This is a genomic window from Niallia sp. XMNu-256 (genome assembly GCF_036670015.1).
Taxonomy (GTDB): domain Bacteria; phylum Bacillota; class Bacilli; order Bacillales; family Cytobacillaceae; genus Bacillus_BD.
The window spans coordinates 3,833,528-3,851,488 of the sequence record NZ_CP137636.1 but is presented as its reverse complement, the minus strand read 5'-3'; the positions used below and the strand labels follow the sequence as shown (position 1 = coordinate 3,851,488).

Sequence of the window (17,961 nt, the reverse complement as noted above, 5' to 3'; positions counted from 1 at the left end):
TGGATTCGACATACCATGGGGGTTAGATTGCCGAGGTACTGTTCAAAGGTTGACCCAGAGGTTAAGAGAGGGAAGAGATTATGAAAATGAGCCCATTATTTGTAGTTATGACATTAATCGTTACACTTATATTTATTCCTATTATTTTTAATATATTTTTTCTTTGGGATAGCGGTTATGCAAGAGGTAAAACCAGTGATTGGTTTACCTTATATGGGAATATTTTTGGTGGACTAATTGGGGGGTTTTTTACGTTTATAGCACTGATGCTCACATTTAGATGGGAGGGTGAAAAACAGAAGGAGCTAGATAATAAATATCAGAATCGAATGGTTAAAAACTACGTCATCAATAATCGATATTATTTTAACAAACTAGAAGGTGAACTATTGAAAATTAGGTCCGTAATAGATGATGAATATCAAAAAGAGTTAATATCTGTAGCAAGTTCAATCAACTTTCAAAAATCCTCGTATAAAGAGCACGGTTATTATCTGGACAATAGTAAAATAGAAATAAAGAAATATGAATTCATTCTTAAAAATATAGGCAATATTAGCAGTGAATATCAATTGTTTTTAAAAAATAATCTAACAGAATTTGCTAATTTACAAGAATACTATGATGATGCACTAAACTTATACTTAATGATTAATTTTCTACACGATGATATAGATTACGCTTTAAAAAGCGATTATTACAAAGACTTAGACTTTCTATACAACTTTATCAACCATGATGATACAGGCTATTCAGTAATAATACGGCTTCTTCGTGACCATATTTTGGCCATGTGGGAGAGTCAAATCAGTGATAACCATATTGCCTCATGGATGCAGGAAAATTCCATTCCTCATATAAAAGGGTAAAGTCAGGGGAAACAGAGTGGGTTGGGCTGTCTAGTAAAGTAGGGACAAGAGGACGGTTCTCACGTTTGACTTTTCTTTGAAATTGGTGTTAGAACAATATTTCGGTGGAAAGGGGAAAAGGTCGGTGAACTGCTGGACCGCCCCTGTGTTTTCTTAGTTTTTTCCAGAAATTACTTTAAATCAATCTGCCTTTTTACTTCAAATTGTATTTTTGCAATAGTTGTGTCTCGTGATTTAGAAGAGCCCTGTAGTAAAAGCTGGTTACAGGGCTCTTAAATCTCCTAAACTATTCAACTGTCTAGTTAGTATTGAACCTATTTCTTCCTCTTTAAATCCTCTCTTCATCTCCATAATCCCTAAGGGTCATGGGGAGTAATCCCTGCCCACATCCATTTTGTGTCCTCTTGTTTTGTAACGTATGAGAAGACCTGACCGACTCGATTTTCCAGTTTGTATCCTTCCGTTTTAACCATTTTCCATGCTGAATCTCTTAAGTTGCTGTTAAAGAATTCATCTAAAACGGCTTTCTTTTCCATGCTAATGCCATCCTTTTCAATCGGTTTAATTATTATTCCTTATTATTTTTCTCTTCACGACTAATCGTATAGTTCAATCGCTCGGGACCTTTGACAAAATGGATGCCCTTATCTTTTTCATATAAAAAGGTCATTGAACACTTCATGGGCGAGCGTTCTAATAGAACATTATATAGAAAACTGGCTTGACCGCGCTTGTCTTGAAGTAATGATAACTTTATATCAATGGTCAATGAATGGCCGTGTTTCGTATGTACAATGGTCTTTTTTGCATCAGTTGGATCTGGCGTGACATCAGCAATATGAGAATTGACCAACCAAACGGTTTCAGATTTCCGTCTAGCATGGCAGCGAATGAGGAAAATATTATGGCTGGTGGATAAACCAATCGGCAGCATATATTTCTTTTTTAAAATTAACCGAGCGGATTCGATGGCTCCCTCAACAGTTGATCCAATGTGTAAGAAAGAGGTCTTCACAATTTCATCAGGGGATTGGGGAACGATAAAGATGTTCTCACCTTCAATCACTTGTGTATACTCATACCCATTTTCAAAATAAGATATCAATGCCGAAGTCCTTATATTAATCAAATACTTATTATTCATTTTTATCCTCCTAGTATTGGTTTTGTTTATATTAGGCATGTTTCAACAAGGCTGTCATAGAGTTCATTTTCCATGCGGACGAACTAAGTTTGTTCTTTGGAATGATCTTTTAGAAAATAATCATGTGTAAATTTTCACATAAAGATATGAGATTAAGTAACATCAACTAGAGGCCTCACCTCCTTTCCAAGAGTTCCGATTCTCTTTTATATACCTTTGTTAGCGTTTACAATTTTAGTGGGAAATAGAGCAATCATGACTGCCTTTATACGTATAATTTGTCTTGATTATCATTACAAGTTTAAATATTGAGTTGATTATATTATTCTAAAATAATTATTCGTTTCTAATTTCTGAAGTAGACAGGGGAGGGGTCACGTTTAAAGGGAGTGTACTATTCAAAGATGCAAACTTAAGTGTCTTGTTGTATCTTCCTTTTATAACGTATTACATAACCTCTTTGCCCAGTTTATCTAGTGTCATTCTTTTTCACTCTTCCTCAAAAATCTCCTTCACAGTTTTTTAAAAAGTATTTGTATATTACAATAATTTACTCTTTAAGGAGTATAACATAATGCAGGAGAACATTAACATACGTACTTCAATTGTTAGAAGTTCGTCTTGGGAAAGTCTTATTTTAAATGAGATGATTTCTAGGTAACTTTTAGGTTTGTGCCCGAAAATAGGGTGAAAACCTCGATTTTGTGTACCTTTTCCCGCAAATTCTCTGATTTTACAGTAAAAATAGAAGATATAATTAATATATGTCAACTTTTCAACACTTTAGGCATTTTAGACTAGCTTCTTTATTTTATAGGATAAAAGATCTATTTAAATGTTTAAAATCCGGTTATATACCATTTGTAAATGCTTATCTGTTTTTATATAACATAGCCTGTTATAGACTACCTTGTAAAAGTACCCTTCGAAGGTAGTATGAATGATTCCCCTTTTGTACTTGAAAATCGTTTGCTTAAATTCCATGATCATTGGTTCAATGACATCATCAAAAGGGATGGATAGGTTCAATTTTTTGTAAGCAAGATTGATTTTGCTCCAAATCTTGTAAATATCATCAATTGGAAAGAACGGTTGGGCTGCTTTAATAAAGTCCTCATGAACATAATCTGGTAAGAAGCTTGCGTCTAGTTCATGCCATGCGGTTTGCTGTAAGAGAGCATGGTTGTTTTGATTCGTGTTAGAGTGGGTCTCTAAATGAGTAACTGGTATTTCCTCTGTGAGGATGGGTTGAGAATTTGTTGACTCATTTGATTGATGATTGATTTCTGACTCCTTTACGTTAATACGGTTTTGATTATTACTCTCACAGAGTGAGCTTTGTTTATTCTCTGCTTTATTAGCAGTGACAGGTAGAGTGACATCCTGGGGTGACACAGGTTGCAAAAGGGAGTCAATCGATTCAAAAGGCTGGATTACTAACAGATTGACACCTTGTTTTCCATTCATGCGGGCCGTAGGAATTTTTTTAAGAAATGAAAGCTCTTCTAAAAGCTTCACCGCTCGAATGACCGTTCTGCGGCTCAAACTGATTTCGTTTGCAATGGTATCATATTTCGCAAATGACACCCCAACCACTTTCACTGAATATCTCCATAGAAAATGTAGAACCTTGTTGGCACCATCTGAAAGAGTTGATTTAAATTTATATAAAAACCCACGAACCGCCAGATCCATTTCGTCGATAGAAGTAAAAGATTGATAGTGTTTAATTGTCTCGTAGTTTAGCTTTTCCATTGGAATTCTCCTTTTGTCAAATTCGGAAACCGTTTTCAACAATTTCTAATTCAAATGTATAGAAGGAACAGAAATTTGTACAATAACCAAATATCGTGGAAATCGCTCAAAAAGCACTCAATTGGGGGCGAATTGATATCAATTCACCCCCAATTGCATGTTTTTCAGAGGAGATAGTGAGAAATTGGTACAAATTTTGAAACGTGGGGACGGTTCTCGCGTTTCATTAAATTCGGGGCGTTACAGTAATTCCACGAAAGATACGGTGAAACATCAGAAACGTCCGGTGTTTCAGTATATTTGTTGAGAGTATAATTTTTATATTATTGAGAGGAGGGTTATTAAGGGTGGTGCATGCAGGAGGATTAAGCCAACAAACTTTGAACAATCAGTCATTTAATATGTTCAAAGGCTCTGTGTTCCTAAAGCAGAGTAAGCGGGGGGTTTGCACATTTTTAATAATCTTCAACGGTAAGAGAATACAATTTTTTTCTTGAAGAAGGACAGATATCAATCTGTCTTTTTTTCGTATTGTTTTTCATATATGTAAAGGGAAACGTTATTTGTTCTAGCCTCGTTTACTCTTAACCACAGCCAAACGAAAGCTAATAAATTATAACTATACCTGCTTTGGGAGCTTATACGAAAATTAGACACTTAAAAAGCATCAAAGGAATCTGAAAAATTGCGTAAAAACATAGGATAATCTTGTGGATAAAAATACTTATCCTAACGGGTCAAATTTCTGTTGAACTTATGGAACAGTTTTGTTAGATTAAAGGTCATATTATTTAAAAACATGTTTATTATGGATTTAGAAAAGGAGTGAGAATATTGTTGGAGGCTGATGTAAAAATGACAAAAGAAATTAAACCTAAGGAAAATGCAAAACGAGGGGATTCGATTTGGTTTTTCATTTTCGTTGTACTGCCATTTATATCTATCATTTATTCGTTCGGTGAATTTCTTTATAAGACTGTCTAGTTATCCTCCAAACCATAATAGAAACATGGGGACGGTTCTCGCGTTTCATTTGTAAAGAATGAAACAGCAGAACCGTCCCGGCGTTTCCCTAATTAATGTGAAGGTTTGCGTAGAACTTTACGTAGGTTATGTCCGATATAGCCAGCAAGATAGGACGTGATAAAGCTTCCAATAAACACTTTAAATAAGTGAATGGTAAGTGTAATACTAAGCCCTTCAGATGGATAACCGAGCCATGTCATTTCACCCTCAACCGTAAACGAGCCAATGGAAGCTAATATAACGGTGAATAGACTGTAGACAAGGCTAAAAATGGCCAATGAGAGATAAATAGAATGATTGGTTGACCTCAATGAATAACCAGCAATGAGTAAAAAGATGATCGGAATCAAAATAGCAAGCTTTAAATATAGATCAATGTCGTAAGCACTAATAAAATATTCAAATTGATCCATATCCACTTCATTTGCACTTCCATGGAATCGGAAACCGGAGAATATCGAGTAATCAATCCCACCGCTTTCTTCATAGAGTCCTTTCCTTGTGATATTGAAAGATAACGGTGAAAAATGAAGCATGCTATAGATTAAGGTTGAAAAGACAACTCCTGTAAAACCAACATTGATAGCAGAGTATTCAAATAATTGGTGAATGAACGGGTCCTCTAACCATTCAAGGCTGTCCTGTAAATCATTTGCTTTTATAGCAAGAATCACAATCATGATGACAGAAATAAGCGCAAAGCCTCTGATAAAAGCAGCGAACCCTTGGTGGATGGCACTTCCAAAAGGCATGAGGGATTCAAGGTGCTTCGTGATTCTCCGATAATCGATACTAAATAGCATACCTAATAAACTAAAACCTGTACCAATGAATAAACTTTTTATAAAGGTTAATAAGAAGTTATAAGAAGAATCAATTTTAAGGAAGATGCTATCTCCGTTTTCTGAAAGGGTCAATTGATAATTATAACCACTGAATAGGGAAAGGAGAGCGACCATTAGACTGTATAGGATACCGATTCCAGCTGCACCGATGAGGATAGAAATAATCGAGTTCTCTGGATTTTTCCTTTGATAAATAATGCCAGCAATAAACAACGCGATCAAAGGGAAGAGCATATACAGGACGTTTTGGCCATTTAGACTAAGCTTACTGGATAACTTTAAGACTTCCCCATATAGATGATACGTCCCTTTAAGCTCAAATTTCGGAGACATCTGGTGTGAGGCCATGACAAAGTCCGTAAATTTCATTATTTCATCGGGGGCCTCTACATTTGCGTCAAACTCCTTTGATATTTCATAAGCCATATCCTCCGGAGTGGTATGAAAAGCCATTTCAAACATTTCATTATTAAACGCATTGAAGGAAGTAGATAATAAAAAGTTAAAAGCAAGCATTAAAACAAAAGCAATAATGGCTGGAATTAACGCTCTTTTTAAAACATGAATCATCCCCCTAGGGGTGAATGAAATTAATTTAGACGGCAAACGAATTTTTCTTTGTCTTTCCTGTGTAACGGCCTTCGGTATTTCCCCCACTTCTGTCAGTTTGAGCAGATGATCACCACAAATGGAGCAATAATTATCTACGGCAGATGTATGCTGGCCGCAACCTGAACAGAAGTTCCTATCATTATGAGTGAATCGTAAACTGTGATTTATAGTGGGATTTTTAAGTGGGGTGCCATCATGTAAACAGTAATTACTCCAATCCGGGTTGGATTGGCCACAATTTTTACAGTACATATTGCATTCTCCTTCTTCGCGTTATTCTATTTTTATCCCGCAACAGTTGCAAAATTGTGCCGCTTCAGGAATTCTCTCATTACAAGTCGGACATTCCTTTGTTGCCGTATCGGATGGACTAACTTGTAATTCAACTTTATAACCACAACCTGCACAGAAACGATCTCCTTCTGTGAGGGGGGAGGCGCATTGTGGACAGGAGTGCACTTTCGTATGAGCATTTAACGCTGCGATTGCCTGCTGAGATTGGTAGATTTTTTGATCTAGCTCAATTAAGGAAGAAAATTGATCTAGATGTTCTTCTGATTCTAATTCCTTCGTACGGAACTTTTCGTAAACATCCTCTCCCAAATGAATGAGAATTTCGGTTCTTTTCAGACTTGCTTCTTGAATGATCTTTTTATATTGAGTTATCGTTTGGGAGGATTGTAGATTGCCTTGAATTTTGCTAATGCCACTTCCAATTTTTTCATAAATATCCGCCATACCTTACACTCCTTTATGATTAAAATAGAATGATATCCCATGTCTAAGGTGCATGATAGTATTATATAGTTTTAAAAGTTTGAATATGTTAGAAATCTGCATTGAAACATGGGGACGGTTCTCGCGTTTCATCATTTTAATAATGATGAAACATCAGAACCGTCCCGTCGTTTCATTTGTCCGTGTTGAAAATGGCACGTTAGCTAGCTAAAAGATGATTTTGGAGATGAATCGTCATTTATTTGTTGATTAATTCATATTTCCTAGTTCTTTTTTCATTTATAATTAAACTTATAAACTGGAAAAGAGGGAAAAATATGAAAAAAGTATTAGTTTTTTTAAAAAAGAGATGGAAATACGTATTAACGGCATTTATTGCCCTTATGATTGGAGCTGCCAGCGGTCCTTCACAGGAACAATTAGATAAGGCTAATGATAAGATTGATACTTTAAAAGTAGAGCTGTCCAATGAAACAAAAACAGTAACAAGTTTGGAAACTCAAAATAAAGATTTACAAGCTAAAGTAGATGAAGCTGCTCCATGGTTTGAAATGAAAGACGAAGAGCGTAAACAAGCAGAAGCAGAAGCTAAAGCCGCTGAAGAACAACGTCTAGCTAAAGAAAAAGAAAAGAAAGAAGCTGAAGCTGCAGCCAAAGCTGCTGAGGAAGCAGAGAAACAGCGTCTTGCTGAAGAAGAAGCAAAGAAAGGCTATGACACAGGTATTACTTATGATCAATTAGCAAGAACTCCTGACGATTTTATTGGTAAAAAGGTTAAATTCCGCGGCAAAGTGGTTCAAGTAATTGAAGGGGGCACTGAAACTCAAGTAAGAATAGCGGTTAATGATGATTATGACACCATCCTTTATGCGGGATTTGATAAATCAATTGTCAGCTCTAGAGTATTGGAGGATGACAAGATTACCATCATGGGACTATCATCTGGCCTAATCACATACGATTCCACAATGGGCGGAAAAATATCCATTCCCGGTGTTCTAGTTGAAAAGATAGAACAGTAATGAAACATGGGGACGGTTCTCGCGTTTCATATGTAAAGAATGAAACGGCAGAACCGTCACGGCGTTTCCCTGAAATACGACGGATAGGACATTTAAAACTAGAACGATTTAAGAGCGATATTGTAGAACATGCAGCAGTATTCTTAAGAGTTTCCTCCATATTATCCAAACTCCACAAAAGTTGGATTAGTGGGGGATGTGTTTGATTCGGCTATCGAGGATATCGTAAAAAGCAGGATGTTTTTATCATTTTGGGTGTTAAACATTAGTGCCTATAATGGTAAAACTAGAACGTGATCTCGATCTTAATTGTAAAAGGAAAAATAACCATAAAAATAGATTAGGAATTAGCACGATAGTGTGCTATACTTGGTCTACCATTTTAACGATTACCGATTTTGTTTCATGATGTTGCTTAAGCCCTATTCATTTATGAGTAGGGCTTTTATTTTATTCTGTAGACAAAGTCTCTTGTTCGTAAATTAACTTTGACGGGCAATCCTACTGTCCTTCATGCAAATAAAAAGCAGTTTGAGTAAATAAGTAAATAAAAAAACAGACCCTCAATAAGGGGTCTGTCATCTGGAATTATTAAGCTTTTTGAACGTTTGTAGCTTGTGGGCCACGTTGACCTTGTTCAATTTCAAAAGTTACACTTTGACCTTCGTCTAAAGATTTGAAACCGTCGCTTTGAATTGCTGAGAAATGTACGAATACGTCTTCTCCTGCTTCACGCTCGATGAATCCAAAACCTTTTTCTGCATTAAACCACTTAACTTTACCTTGTTCCATTAATGTTGCCTCCTCGTGTGGATCTCCACACATTGTGTTACTATCCTTGCTCAAATACCTTAGACGAAAAACAAAATCTTTTCTCAATCTGAAAAAGAACAAAAATAATTCTTCTTTAGAATAACAGACATATCATGAAAAAGCAAATAGTTTTTTTAAAAACAAGTATTATTGAAGGATAGAGTCCGATACAAAAAGCGCCATCCACAAGAATGGCCCCGATTATGGAATATAGAAATAGAGAAAGATCATCCACTTTCAGCCTTTAGTGAAACGAAACAGCTTCAACCTTTACTTATTAATACAGAGTATCTCATTTTTTTAAAAAACAGATGCCATTCTACAAGGATTAAAGCAATTGTAAAGCCTGGATCAAGAAATTCACAAAATAAATAAACGTAATCAAGACATGGGAAAGCTGATGTGAACAATTTAATCAATACACGGAAAAAAATATGGTAGAAATAAACAAAGTCTTAGCATCGTCACAGGGACGCCCCGAATAATAATTTTTCACAAAAGGCTAATTTCGTTTTCTATCGATAAGCGCACAATTCTTAAAGAGTTGTGCCTTTTTTAATCTAATAACGACATCACGAGGGTGCCCTTAAATTGGAGGGCCTTTATAAATTCCGAGAGTTTTGTTGTTTAAAATGGAGTTTTTAGCAGCTTTCATGTGAAAGATATATTAGAATGATTAAGTTAGTGAGTAGAGTAGATTATATAGGCAATTGGAGGTAAAAAAGTTGAATCATTATGATCCGCAATATTATATATCTAAATTAGGTTTAGAACCGCATCCAGAGGGTGGATATTTTAAAAGAGTCTGTGAATCAAAGGAAGCGATAACAGATCAGGAGTTATCCGTTGATTTTGAAGGGAAGCGACTGCTTTATACGAGCATTTATTTCTTGCTAACTTCAAAGGATGTTTCTCATTTTCATCGCTTACAATCCGATGAATTATGGTATTACCATGGGGGGAGTCCGTTATCTGTCCATATCATCGATGAAAATGGAGAATATCATGAGCGAAAATTAGGGCTGAACCTCGATAAAGGGGAAGTTCCACAAGTTCTAGTTCCTAAGAACAGCATCTTCGGATCATCCGTCACGGATAAAGACACATTCTCACTAGTAGGATGCATGGTCTCACCAGGCTTCGAATACCAGGACTTTGAAATGTTCACACAGGACGAGCTTTTATCGAAATACCCTGAACATAAAGACATCATTATGAAATTGGCATATGAGATCATTCCGGTTTAATGAAACGTGGGGACGGTTCTCGCGTTTCATTAAATGAGGTGTCACTAAACAGGGTGTCACCGTGACGCCCCGATGAATATAAATTGTTAAACTGGTAAAACTAATAATGTATTCCCCATTTAGAGCATCTGTCTATCAAAACAGATGCTCTTTTTCGTTTATAAAACCCTTGTTATTGCTGGCGATTACGATTGCTAGTACCAGCATTGTTATGGCTGTCAGTACGCTCGCCAACTTGGTTACCAAGAGCATCACCTGTAATATAATTTTCAACAGCGCCCAGTGGTCCAACTATGGCTCCCCCAGCACCCTCTACTGCCTCGCCATGATTTGTTGCATTTTTACCGATTTGTTTTGTAGCGTTTCCTTCTCGAATTGTGTATCCATTACGATTGAGTTTGTTATTTTCAGTCATCGATATCACTCCCCTTTTAAACGGTGAAGATGCTCGACTAGCACCGTCCTCGCAACATATTCTACCCAACTACAATCGTCTTACCCACTTATATGAAATTTCCTTAAAATCCCCTTTATAGTTGGAGGTTGGGGATGGCGTTAGAAATTGCCTATTATCTTGATTAAAGGACCACGCATATTTTAAACCATTTTTGTGAAAAACAATAATAGATCTTATTCTAAGGAGGTTACGGTCTATGTCTTTTATTTGGAGCTTAATTATTGGTGGGGTTATTGGCTGGCTAGCTGGTCTAATAACAGGACGTGATATTCCTGGGGGTATATTTGGAAATATAATTGCCGGTTTTATTGGAGCATGGTTAGGATCGCTTATTCTTGGGAACTGGGGACCCGACATTGGTGGTTTTGCTGTGATCCCAGCCATTATTGGTTCGATCATTTTAGTTTTAATTGTGAGCTTTATTTTGCGAAGAGTAGGTAATAATCGCAAATATGGTGAAGCCTAAATCAAACGGGGCGTCGCTGTGACGCCCCGAAAACGTTATTTTGTCGGATTTAACGCAAAGATAATAACACTTTTATCCAAGTCAAAGTCCCAGTCCACAAAGATATCAACAACTTTAGAGTTCAATATCTCTTCAAAATGGTTATTATTATGTAATAATTCTTTTTCAACCGCTCGTTTTGCTAATGTGAGTGGTTCACCCATGCCTTGTCTAATGAGTTGTTTTTCGATTCTGACCAATATTCCATTTCGAATGACAAGTAATGTACGGGGATTCAATATACAGGAATAAATCTCTTCCGGTTTCTTTTCTGACTCTCTGCTCAAGTTGATGATTTCGTTGTGAATTTTTTCCTTTCCGACGTAATCTTCTATCACCTTTTTCTCTGAACGGGTTGAATCTGTTGATATCCCTGTAAACATCGCTGATTTATTATGAAGTCCCCAATCAAAATAAAACTCTCTGACTTCCATCCCTGTAATGATTTTGATATATGCCTTTATTTCCGGGATCAGTGTTTGCATGACCATGTCCCTTGTTTGTTGAACGATTTCTTCTTGCTTTTGTTTCATTAAAACCTTTTCGGTTGGAGACAGGAAATTTCTTATATAAAAGGTAATAAACGTGCCACTAATCGAAACATATACCGATTCTGGCCCCTTCCCAAAGTTATTGCGAAGCATTTTACTAATATAACTACTTAACTCGGATGATTGTTGATGTTCTTTCGTATCCAAATAAGCAAACCCCTTTCAACCTACGTCATTGGTGCCTATATTCTCCCCAGAAACTCAATATATTATTGGTGAAAAAAATAGCTGCATTATAGTTTCTTTTAACAGTCGGAATAAATTATAATTGAAATAGGTGGAGGGATAGAAATGCCATACCACTGATAGGAGTAGGATATGTTTTCAAATGTAAGCGATAAATTATTAGTAATGTCTTATTTTAACGCCTTAGAATTAAAGGTAGAACAAGATTTCATCCTTTTATTGAGAAGGGAGATTGATCGGAGAGGGATTAAAATTTGAAAGGTAGAAAGATTGGTCTTAACCAATGCTTTCTATTAAGTGTAAGTGTAATTTCTCAACATTCGATTGCCATTATTTTATTAAATTAGAAGGTATTCTATCCCTTCATTCTTTTTTATAGGCACGTAATGAATTAGGGGTTGGGGGTAATATTTTTTACAAAATAAGAAAAGTGACATCTTATATTTTGAAGATAAGTAATTATTGAAAGGGATAGTCATACGATCTCAAAATTAATTGCCCGATGATGGGTTCATGATAAGAAGAATGATGATTACAATGGATAAAAAATAATTGGACGCAGTCTCGGTCAATAGAGTTTAAACATTTTATTTATCTTGTGGAGAGCATTTTCATATAGAGAGATTTAAATGTTTTTTACACATTGGTCAAGCAGAGTCATGCATGGTACGCTATGGAAATTTGAGGAAAACAAGTTTCGATCAAACGGAACTACGGTGGATCAGTTTTGAAGATATGATTTTACAAGACTAGAATACGTAAGATCAAGAGGATTAGAAGTCTACTAAACACCAATCTAAAAAAACAAAGGGTGGAAAAGCTGATCAAGGACATTGTCTAAATGATATTTGTGGAGGACCTGTATGACTAAACAATACATTGAGTTCATTTTAAAAAATGAAGAACACTTAAAACAGGTGAAAGAGTTGCAGAAATTATGGGAGGAATATGTAGACTATCATATCAACGATATTGAAATTAGTGCGGATGGGACGAATGTTCCTGAGAGTCATACGCACACGACTCAATATATTGGTGATGAATTTAGAAGACTAATAGAAGATAACTATTATTTTGACCAAGACTGTGACCCTTATTATGTGATTGAAGAAGGATATGAACAGGCGTTATTTAGTCATCACCTGATCGATTTTATCCATGCGATAGAAGATGAACAGAAAAGAAGGCATACAAGAAAGAGACAGCCTCAAAAGATGTGGGAAAAGTTAAAGGATTTGGGGTTGGAGAACGAAGGCAAGGAATAGCTCTATAGGTTGGGTGGAGGAGAAATGAATACAGGTCTGGAACCAATTTTTAAGCAGATGGATTTTCGCTATCGTTGAGAAACGAGGACGACACTGCGGTTTTCCAGATGATCGATTAAGAGTTAAAACTTGATGAAAAGTGATGTTGGATTAATAAACGAAGCAGCAGAAGGCTTTGTTTTTTTTGCGCAGTGGGGGCAAAGTGACACCCCGAATCTTTTCCACTGTTGGTATTGTTATCCTTAGAAAATAATGTTACAATTATATTGGCTAATGTCTTGCAGTCATTGGTTATAGAATGAATGATGAAAAGTAATCAAAGTTTAATATTTATATTGTTTTGGTAAATGGTAGAAACTATTTATATATAGTCGTCTTAACTGTGGCCTAACTTCTTTGTTATAGAAGTTAGGCCTTTTTATTTTTATAAGGAGGATTTCAATGGTTGTAGTACAAGAGGATTTGCTGGCTGTCAGCAGTTCTTTCAGCAAAATAATCAAGCGAGGGATTGGAAAAGGACCTGAATCTTGTTATACAGTGTTTACAGCAAATCGACTATATGTTTATATTCGTAACTTTATGACACCTGCAGAGGAAATCTTAACGAGTAAACAGGAATATAACCTAGTCATGAAATATCGATCCTCTGTTATAACCGCGTTGTCTGTTGAATTAGTAGAAGAGGCCTCGCAGCTGTTAGGGATCTCCTTTAACTCTTTCTATCAAGATTGGAATTTCGATACGAACTCAGGTGTTTTGCTACTCGTAAATAATAAAAATGATTCGAAAGTGACGTTAGATGAAAGCTTTGAACAGGAGTTATTCCAATGTATTCGAAGGGTCAGCTCCCAGCTTCATAAAGTTCCGAGTGAACTACAAGTGATCAAGAATACACAGAGTGTCTGTGCAATTGAACTTAAAGGGACCATCTATCCGTTGGAGCACTTGCTTTTAGATAAGGGGAATGAAGACCTGTTACTAACCTACACGAGAGAAATTAAAAAGGGATACCTCCAGCACAAAAGAGTGTTTGAAGACCTATTTAATCGGTCGATGAAAGATATCTTCCTGATGTGGGATTGTAACCTAAATAAACAATATTTGATTTTTAGCTTCAACCGGTCTGAATGAAACATGGGGACGGTTCTCGCGTTTCATTTGCAACGAATGAATTCGGGTGGTCACAGTCACGCCCTGAAAAAAGGGGCGCCCCGAAAATGAAACATCAGAACCGTCCCGGCGTTTCATAAAAAAACACGATTTGTCGTATGTTCATGACAAATCGTGTTTTTAGTTATTTTGTTAATGTTTCACTAATTGCTTTAACACTTTCCAATTCTTCGTTCACTAGTGTTTTAAGTAGTTGGATTTGATTTTCTAATGCTGAATTTAATGCTTTCAGTTCTTCTGAAACATCTGCATTCGGTTGTTCTTTTTTCTCAATTAATGAGTTGATTTGATCATATAAATCCACATGCCCGATCACTCGACCGGCTCCCCACATCAATCTCTCTTCAGGTTGATCTACTACATAGTCTGTGAAGTAGTCGAACACTTCTCGATCCCAATCATAAGCATACCAGTTATTATCAACTGCCCATAGGTATTCATCTAAAGCGGTGTTGATCTCGCCCTTATTCAATGCTTCAATGGAAAGAGAAAGGTTTTCTATATTGTTTTGTGCATATTCATGAGGGAAAATTTGTACGTCTTCCCAAGTTAGTTTTACTAATTGGTCTTGTGCCAATTTAAACGTTTCCAATAGTTTAGCGTTTAGCGTTCTGCTGTCTTCATATAGCTTTTTCGCAGTTTTTTCGTCCCCTTCATTTAATGCCTGTTGATAATTTTCATTAATATTTTTCACTTCACTATTTACTTTGTCCACTTCAGCGATCACTTCGTCAATTTGGGATACGAGTTCCTTTGAAGATACGCCCGATTGTTCAAAAACATCCTGATTGATTGATTCTTTTAATGCATTTAAACGGACGGTAAAATCAAGTGGTACAACAGCTGTCTGGTCATAATAGATTGCTAGTAAGCCATATAAATTATGGTGGAATAAGTATGCCTTTTCATTATACGTTTCATCAGTATCAAATTGACTATGATAATGTGTACGCATAAACTCGCTATCTTGGAAGTCATTTCGTAGTGCTGGAACACCACCAAGGGAGAATGAAAAATCATCTGACCAGGTACGAAGTGGTGATACAACGGATATCCCTTCTTCATACACACCATCTACAGCTGGTACCTTCTTTGCAAAGTCTTCAAGGTAAGGCTTCAGTTCATATACCGAACGAATTTCTTCACTTTTTGCATGCTCATATGCAGGAAGCTCAAAGTTGATGTTTGCCACTGCTTTTCCAGCCCATTCAGGATGAATTCGGAAAATTTGATTGTATGCACCTGTTGACCAGTCATAACGAGTATTAGAAACTCCCCATTCCTCAGCTGCTAGTGCGTTAAAAATAATTGTTTTTTCTGGTTGGTACCCACTGTCGATTAAGCCTTTCGCAATTCCAAGCATGAGACCGATCGCTGCATTATCATCTTGGAATCCTGTGAAATAGGAATCATAATGTGCAGAAAGAATGATGTAAGACTCGGGATCTTTCCCGATAATTTTTCCGTAATAATTATAGGACTTCCCGTCAAAATTTACGGTTGATTTAGCATCAAAGTTCACCTTTAATGTTCCTGTTTCACTGTTGCTGATCGCTTCTTTTAAAACTTTTGCATCTGTTTGTGACATGGAAAATGCAGGTGCATCATCTGGTCCACAAATATCTTGTGCATTTAATGCATCTGGGTCTACCTCAGAATAGCCGCCTTCTTGAACAGCGATGATCGCAGCTGCCCCTTTAAAATGGGCTTGTAAAGCGGGATAGTTCACCCACCACTCTTCACGCTGGTTAATATCCACGAGGACAATTTTTCCTTCAATGTCTAGTTCAGCCAGGTCATTTTTTGTTCCTTTTCCTGCATAGACAACGTCAAACTCTTTCACACCATTTGTATTGAAGTTTACTTGATAAGCGCCTAAAACGGAATGATAGTCTTGTCCATTTGCATCTTTAAAAGATAGCTCCGCTTTTTCAAATTCCCAAGTATCAAGGGTAAATTCATCGCGCGTAACCTCAGTAAGACCAATATTTTTCATTTCTTCATAGATTTTATTACCTGTTTTAATTTCAGCTTCTGATCCAGCCGTTCGATAACCTAATTTTTCATTTGTCTTATACTCTTCTAAACTTTTAGTAAATTTGTAAGAATAGTCAATATCTACTTTTGATAAATATTCATCACTTGCAAGTTCAAATGCATTTTTCTCTTTTCCGTTGGAAGGCTCTACATTTGTAGTCACCTTACTAGAATCCTCCTCCTTACACGCTGAAATGATGAAGACCATAACCAATAACAAAAAAATAAAACCAAACCTTCTCCTCAAAAACCCCACTCCCTTACATTTTTTCCAATATTATACTATTAAACTCTAAAGAGTGAAACATGGGGACGGTTCTCGCGTTTCATTCAAAAAATGAAACATCAGAACCGTCCCGGTGTTTCGCATCAACCCCTATAAAAACTACAAAAGTCACAAAGATTCACAAAGTGTTCACATTGTGGTACGATGAGTTTATTGTAATTAAGAAATAGTAGATTCATTGATGAGAGGTAACGAATGTTGCGGTTTCATCCTGTTCTTCTAATCTTAATGGCGGGATTGGTACCTGGTATTTCACAATGCTTAGATGTTAGCCCACCATCAAATGGTCATGCAGTTAGATTGCATCGAACCGTTTGTGGTGGGCTTTTTGTCGTTTGAAAAGCTCTTGCATGTTGGAGTTTCCATACCAATTTTTAGAAAGCGGCTGAGCTTGTATGGTGAAATCGCCCTTAATGAAGGGTTTTCTATACATGGAAGGCATCTATGAAAATACTTTAATGGAGGGGAAAACGGATGGCATTTCATAATCCACAACGTATTGCACGGCTAGTAGTCGATGCCGGTGCAAATAAAGCAGTTATGTCTGTTCCAAACACATTGGTTTTGGGGTTTTTAGCGGGAGCCTTTATCTCATTGGGGTTTCTATTAAATATTCGTGTCGTCGCAAATCTACCAAGTGAATGGGGTTCGTTCACCTCCCTTCTCGGTGGGGCTGTTTTCCCGCTTGGGGTCATTCTTGTGGTTCTTGCTGGAGGGGAACTCCTGACAGGGAATATGTTGGCTTTGACGATGGCGACATTGGCAAGGCGTGCTACTCTCGGTCAGCTAAGTAGAAATTGGTTATTGGTGGTTGTAAGTAACTTTGTGGGAGCTCTATTTGTTGCTTATTTCTTTGGACATATTGTCGGCTTAACCGGAACAGGGGTATTTCTAACAGAAACCGTTGCTACAGCACAAGAAAAGGTCGATCACTCCTTTACGCAAGCTTTGATTTCGGGCATAGGATGCAACTGGTTGGTTTGTTTAGCGATTTGGATGGCGTACGGTGCAGATGACATTAGCGGAAAAATCCTGGCGATTTGGTTTCCGATCATGGGATTCGTCACGATTGGGTTTCAAAACGTCGTAGCTAATATGTTTGTAATCCCTGCGGCTATTTTTGCAGGCCACATGAGCTGGGTGGATTATTTTTCAAACTTTGTGCCCGTGTTAATCGGAAATGCCATTGGTGGAAGCTTATTCGTAGCCTTCATGTATGGATTCGTCTATAGAAAGGAAATCAGGCTCGTTGAATCCCATGTAAATAAAGTGAAAAGTAAAGTAGTAGATTTTAAAATATGAACCGTCCCGGTGTTTCAACTAGTTGTGAAAATTCACCTTTCTTGAAATGTTTCTTCTCAAACTTTAAACAGAACTTAATCGTTTTGACATGGGGATTAACTACTTTGTAATAGTTCTAACATGTTGGTCTG

Annotated in this window: 19 protein-coding genes; 10 read left to right on the top strand and 9 right to left on the bottom strand. The window is 36.7% G+C overall.

Features of this window, described 5'->3' with window-relative positions; genetic code table 11:
- The first annotated feature begins 80 nt into the window (after positions 1-80).
- Complete coding sequence (locus R4Z10_RS19475) at positions 81-869, top strand: hypothetical protein (protein WP_338470926.1); 789 nt, start codon at positions 81-83, stop codon at positions 867-869.
- 356 nt (positions 870-1,225) lie between these two features.
- On the opposite strand, the gene R4Z10_RS19470 is transcribed toward R4Z10_RS19475, so the two are convergent.
- The 3 genes from R4Z10_RS19470 to R4Z10_RS19460 all read right to left on the bottom strand — a co-directional run bounded on the left by R4Z10_RS19470 (position 1,226) and on the right by R4Z10_RS19460 (position 3,768).
- The gene (locus tag R4Z10_RS19470) at positions 1,226-1,405 is read right to left on the bottom strand and encodes a hypothetical protein (RefSeq protein ID WP_338470925.1); all 180 of its coding nucleotides are present in this window, start codon (positions 1,403-1,405) and stop codon (positions 1,226-1,228) included.
- Positions 1,406-1,437: 32 nt separating this feature from the next.
- Positions 1,438-2,013, bottom strand: coding sequence for a competence protein ComK (locus R4Z10_RS19465; protein WP_338470924.1), 576 nt, complete (start codon positions 2,011-2,013; stop codon positions 1,438-1,440).
- Positions 2,014-2,844: 831 nt separating this feature from the next.
- Complete coding sequence (locus R4Z10_RS19460; RefSeq protein ID WP_338470923.1) at positions 2,845-3,768, bottom strand: helix-turn-helix domain-containing protein; 924 nt, start codon at positions 3,766-3,768, stop codon at positions 2,845-2,847.
- 834 nt (positions 3,769-4,602) lie between these two features.
- Here R4Z10_RS19460 and R4Z10_RS19455 point away from each other — a divergent pair.
- Positions 4,603-4,752, top strand: coding sequence for a hypothetical protein (locus R4Z10_RS19455; RefSeq protein ID WP_338470922.1), 150 nt, complete (start codon positions 4,603-4,605; stop codon positions 4,750-4,752).
- Between the two features lie 92 nt (positions 4,753-4,844).
- Here R4Z10_RS19455 and R4Z10_RS19450 read toward each other — a convergent pair whose 3' ends face one another.
- Both R4Z10_RS19450 and R4Z10_RS19445 read right to left on the bottom strand, forming a co-directional pair.
- Positions 4,845-6,503, bottom strand: coding sequence for a zinc ribbon domain-containing protein (locus R4Z10_RS19450; RefSeq protein WP_338470921.1), 1,659 nt, complete (start codon positions 6,501-6,503; stop codon positions 4,845-4,847).
- A gap of 21 nt (positions 6,504-6,524) precedes the next feature.
- Complete coding sequence (locus R4Z10_RS19445; RefSeq protein ID WP_338470920.1) at positions 6,525-6,989, bottom strand: zinc ribbon domain-containing protein; 465 nt, start codon at positions 6,987-6,989, stop codon at positions 6,525-6,527.
- 317 nt (positions 6,990-7,306) lie between these two features.
- On the opposite strand from R4Z10_RS19445, the gene R4Z10_RS19440 reads away from it, so the two are divergent.
- The gene (locus R4Z10_RS19440) at positions 7,307-8,011 is read left to right on the top strand and encodes a toxin regulator (RefSeq protein WP_338470919.1); all 705 of its coding nucleotides are present in this window, start codon (positions 7,307-7,309) and stop codon (positions 8,009-8,011) included.
- A 591-nt stretch (positions 8,012-8,602) separates the two neighbouring features.
- Here the strand turns inward: R4Z10_RS19440 and R4Z10_RS19435 are convergent.
- Positions 8,603-8,803: a cold-shock protein gene (locus tag R4Z10_RS19435; RefSeq protein WP_338470918.1), complete on the bottom strand. Its 201-nt coding sequence runs from the start codon at positions 8,801-8,803 to the stop codon at positions 8,603-8,605.
- Between the two features lie 746 nt (positions 8,804-9,549).
- On the opposite strand from R4Z10_RS19435, the gene R4Z10_RS19430 reads away from it, so the two are divergent.
- Positions 9,550-10,071 (top strand): cupin domain-containing protein, encoded by a 522-nt coding sequence (locus tag R4Z10_RS19430; protein ID WP_338470917.1) that lies wholly within the window; start codon positions 9,550-9,552, stop codon positions 10,069-10,071.
- A gap of 172 nt (positions 10,072-10,243) precedes the next feature.
- Here the strand turns inward: R4Z10_RS19430 and R4Z10_RS19425 are convergent, their stop codons facing one another.
- On the bottom strand, positions 10,244-10,486 hold the full coding sequence (locus tag R4Z10_RS19425) for a hypothetical protein (protein ID WP_338470916.1): 243 nt from the start codon (positions 10,484-10,486) through the stop codon (positions 10,244-10,246).
- A gap of 238 nt (positions 10,487-10,724) precedes the next feature.
- Here R4Z10_RS19425 and R4Z10_RS19420 point away from each other — a divergent pair, with 238 nt between their 5' ends.
- Positions 10,725-10,994, top strand: a complete 270-nt coding sequence (locus R4Z10_RS19420) for a GlsB/YeaQ/YmgE family stress response membrane protein (protein WP_338470915.1) — start codon at positions 10,725-10,727, stop codon at positions 10,992-10,994.
- A 35-nt stretch (positions 10,995-11,029) separates the two neighbouring features.
- On the opposite strand, the gene R4Z10_RS19415 is transcribed toward R4Z10_RS19420, so the two are convergent.
- Positions 11,030-11,731, bottom strand: a complete 702-nt coding sequence (locus R4Z10_RS19415) for a Na-translocating system protein MpsC family protein (protein ID WP_338470914.1) — start codon at positions 11,729-11,731, stop codon at positions 11,030-11,032.
- 171 nt (positions 11,732-11,902) lie between these two features.
- On the opposite strand from R4Z10_RS19415, the gene sda reads away from it, so the two are divergent.
- From sda to R4Z10_RS19400, 3 genes are all read left to right on the top strand, one after another.
- Positions 11,903-12,028 carry a sporulation histidine kinase inhibitor Sda gene (sda, locus tag R4Z10_RS19410; RefSeq protein ID WP_338470913.1) on the top strand — a complete coding sequence of 42 codons (126 nt, stop codon included), beginning with the start codon at positions 11,903-11,905 and terminating at the stop codon, positions 12,026-12,028.
- A 605-nt stretch (positions 12,029-12,633) separates the two neighbouring features.
- Positions 12,634-13,035 carry a hypothetical protein gene (locus R4Z10_RS19405; RefSeq protein ID WP_338470912.1) on the top strand — a complete coding sequence of 134 codons (402 nt, stop codon included), beginning with the start codon at positions 12,634-12,636 and terminating at the stop codon, positions 13,033-13,035.
- 441 nt (positions 13,036-13,476) lie between these two features.
- Positions 13,477-14,166: a Na-translocating system protein MpsC family protein gene (locus tag R4Z10_RS19400; RefSeq protein WP_338470911.1), complete on the top strand. Its 690-nt coding sequence runs from the start codon at positions 13,477-13,479 to the stop codon at positions 14,164-14,166.
- 163 nt (positions 14,167-14,329) lie between these two features.
- Here the strand turns inward: R4Z10_RS19400 and R4Z10_RS19395 are convergent, their stop codons facing one another.
- A complete protein-coding gene (locus R4Z10_RS19395) occupies positions 14,330-16,405 on the bottom strand; it encodes a M28 family peptidase (protein WP_338470910.1) in 2,076 nt (691 codons plus the stop codon).
- A gap of 318 nt (positions 16,406-16,723) precedes the next feature.
- On the opposite strand from R4Z10_RS19395, the gene R4Z10_RS19390 reads away from it, so the two are divergent.
- Together R4Z10_RS19390 and R4Z10_RS19385 are read left to right on the top strand one after the other, a co-directional pair.
- Positions 16,724-16,867 (top strand): hypothetical protein, encoded by a 144-nt coding sequence (locus tag R4Z10_RS19390; RefSeq protein WP_338470909.1) that lies wholly within the window; start codon positions 16,724-16,726, stop codon positions 16,865-16,867.
- 135 nt (positions 16,868-17,002) lie between these two features.
- On the top strand, positions 17,003-17,830 hold the full coding sequence (locus R4Z10_RS19385) for a formate/nitrite transporter family protein (RefSeq protein WP_338470908.1): 828 nt from the start codon (positions 17,003-17,005) through the stop codon (positions 17,828-17,830).
- The last annotated feature ends 131 nt before the right edge of the window (positions 17,831-17,961 follow it).

Bases quoted from the DNA above. Each gene is read 5' to 3' on its own strand.
- R4Z10_RS19475 (WP_338470926.1), top strand. From the start codon at position 81: ATGAAAATGAGCCCATTATTTGTAGTTATGACATTAATCGTTACACTT.
- R4Z10_RS19470 (WP_338470925.1), bottom strand. From the start codon at position 1,405: ATGGAAAAGAAAGCCGTTTTAGATGAATTCTTTAACAGCAACTTAAGA.
- R4Z10_RS19465 (WP_338470924.1), bottom strand. From the start codon at position 2,013: ATGAATAATAAGTATTTGATTAATATAAGGACTTCGGCATTGATATCT.
- R4Z10_RS19460 (WP_338470923.1), bottom strand. From the start codon at position 3,768: ATGGAAAAGCTAAACTACGAGACAATTAAACACTATCAATCTTTTACT.
- R4Z10_RS19450 (WP_338470921.1), bottom strand. From the start codon at position 6,503: ATGTACTGTAAAAATTGTGGCCAATCCAACCCGGATTGGAGTAATTAC.
- R4Z10_RS19445 (WP_338470920.1), bottom strand. From the start codon at position 6,989: ATGGCGGATATTTATGAAAAAATTGGAAGTGGCATTAGCAAAATTCAA.
- R4Z10_RS19440 (WP_338470919.1), top strand. From the start codon at position 7,307: ATGAAAAAAGTATTAGTTTTTTTAAAAAAGAGATGGAAATACGTATTA.
- R4Z10_RS19435 (WP_338470918.1), bottom strand. From the start codon at position 8,803: ATGGAACAAGGTAAAGTTAAGTGGTTTAATGCAGAAAAAGGTTTTGGA.
- R4Z10_RS19425 (WP_338470916.1), bottom strand. From the start codon at position 10,486: ATGACTGAAAATAACAAACTCAATCGTAATGGATACACAATTCGAGAA.
- R4Z10_RS19420 (WP_338470915.1), top strand. From the start codon at position 10,725: ATGTCTTTTATTTGGAGCTTAATTATTGGTGGGGTTATTGGCTGGCTA.
- sda (WP_338470913.1), top strand. From the start codon at position 11,903: ATGTTTTCAAATGTAAGCGATAAATTATTAGTAATGTCTTATTTTAAC.
- R4Z10_RS19405 (WP_338470912.1), top strand. From the start codon at position 12,634: ATGACTAAACAATACATTGAGTTCATTTTAAAAAATGAAGAACACTTA.
- R4Z10_RS19400 (WP_338470911.1), top strand. From the start codon at position 13,477: ATGGTTGTAGTACAAGAGGATTTGCTGGCTGTCAGCAGTTCTTTCAGC.
- R4Z10_RS19390 (WP_338470909.1), top strand. From the start codon at position 16,724: ATGTTGCGGTTTCATCCTGTTCTTCTAATCTTAATGGCGGGATTGGTA.
- R4Z10_RS19385 (WP_338470908.1), top strand. From the start codon at position 17,003: ATGGCATTTCATAATCCACAACGTATTGCACGGCTAGTAGTCGATGCC.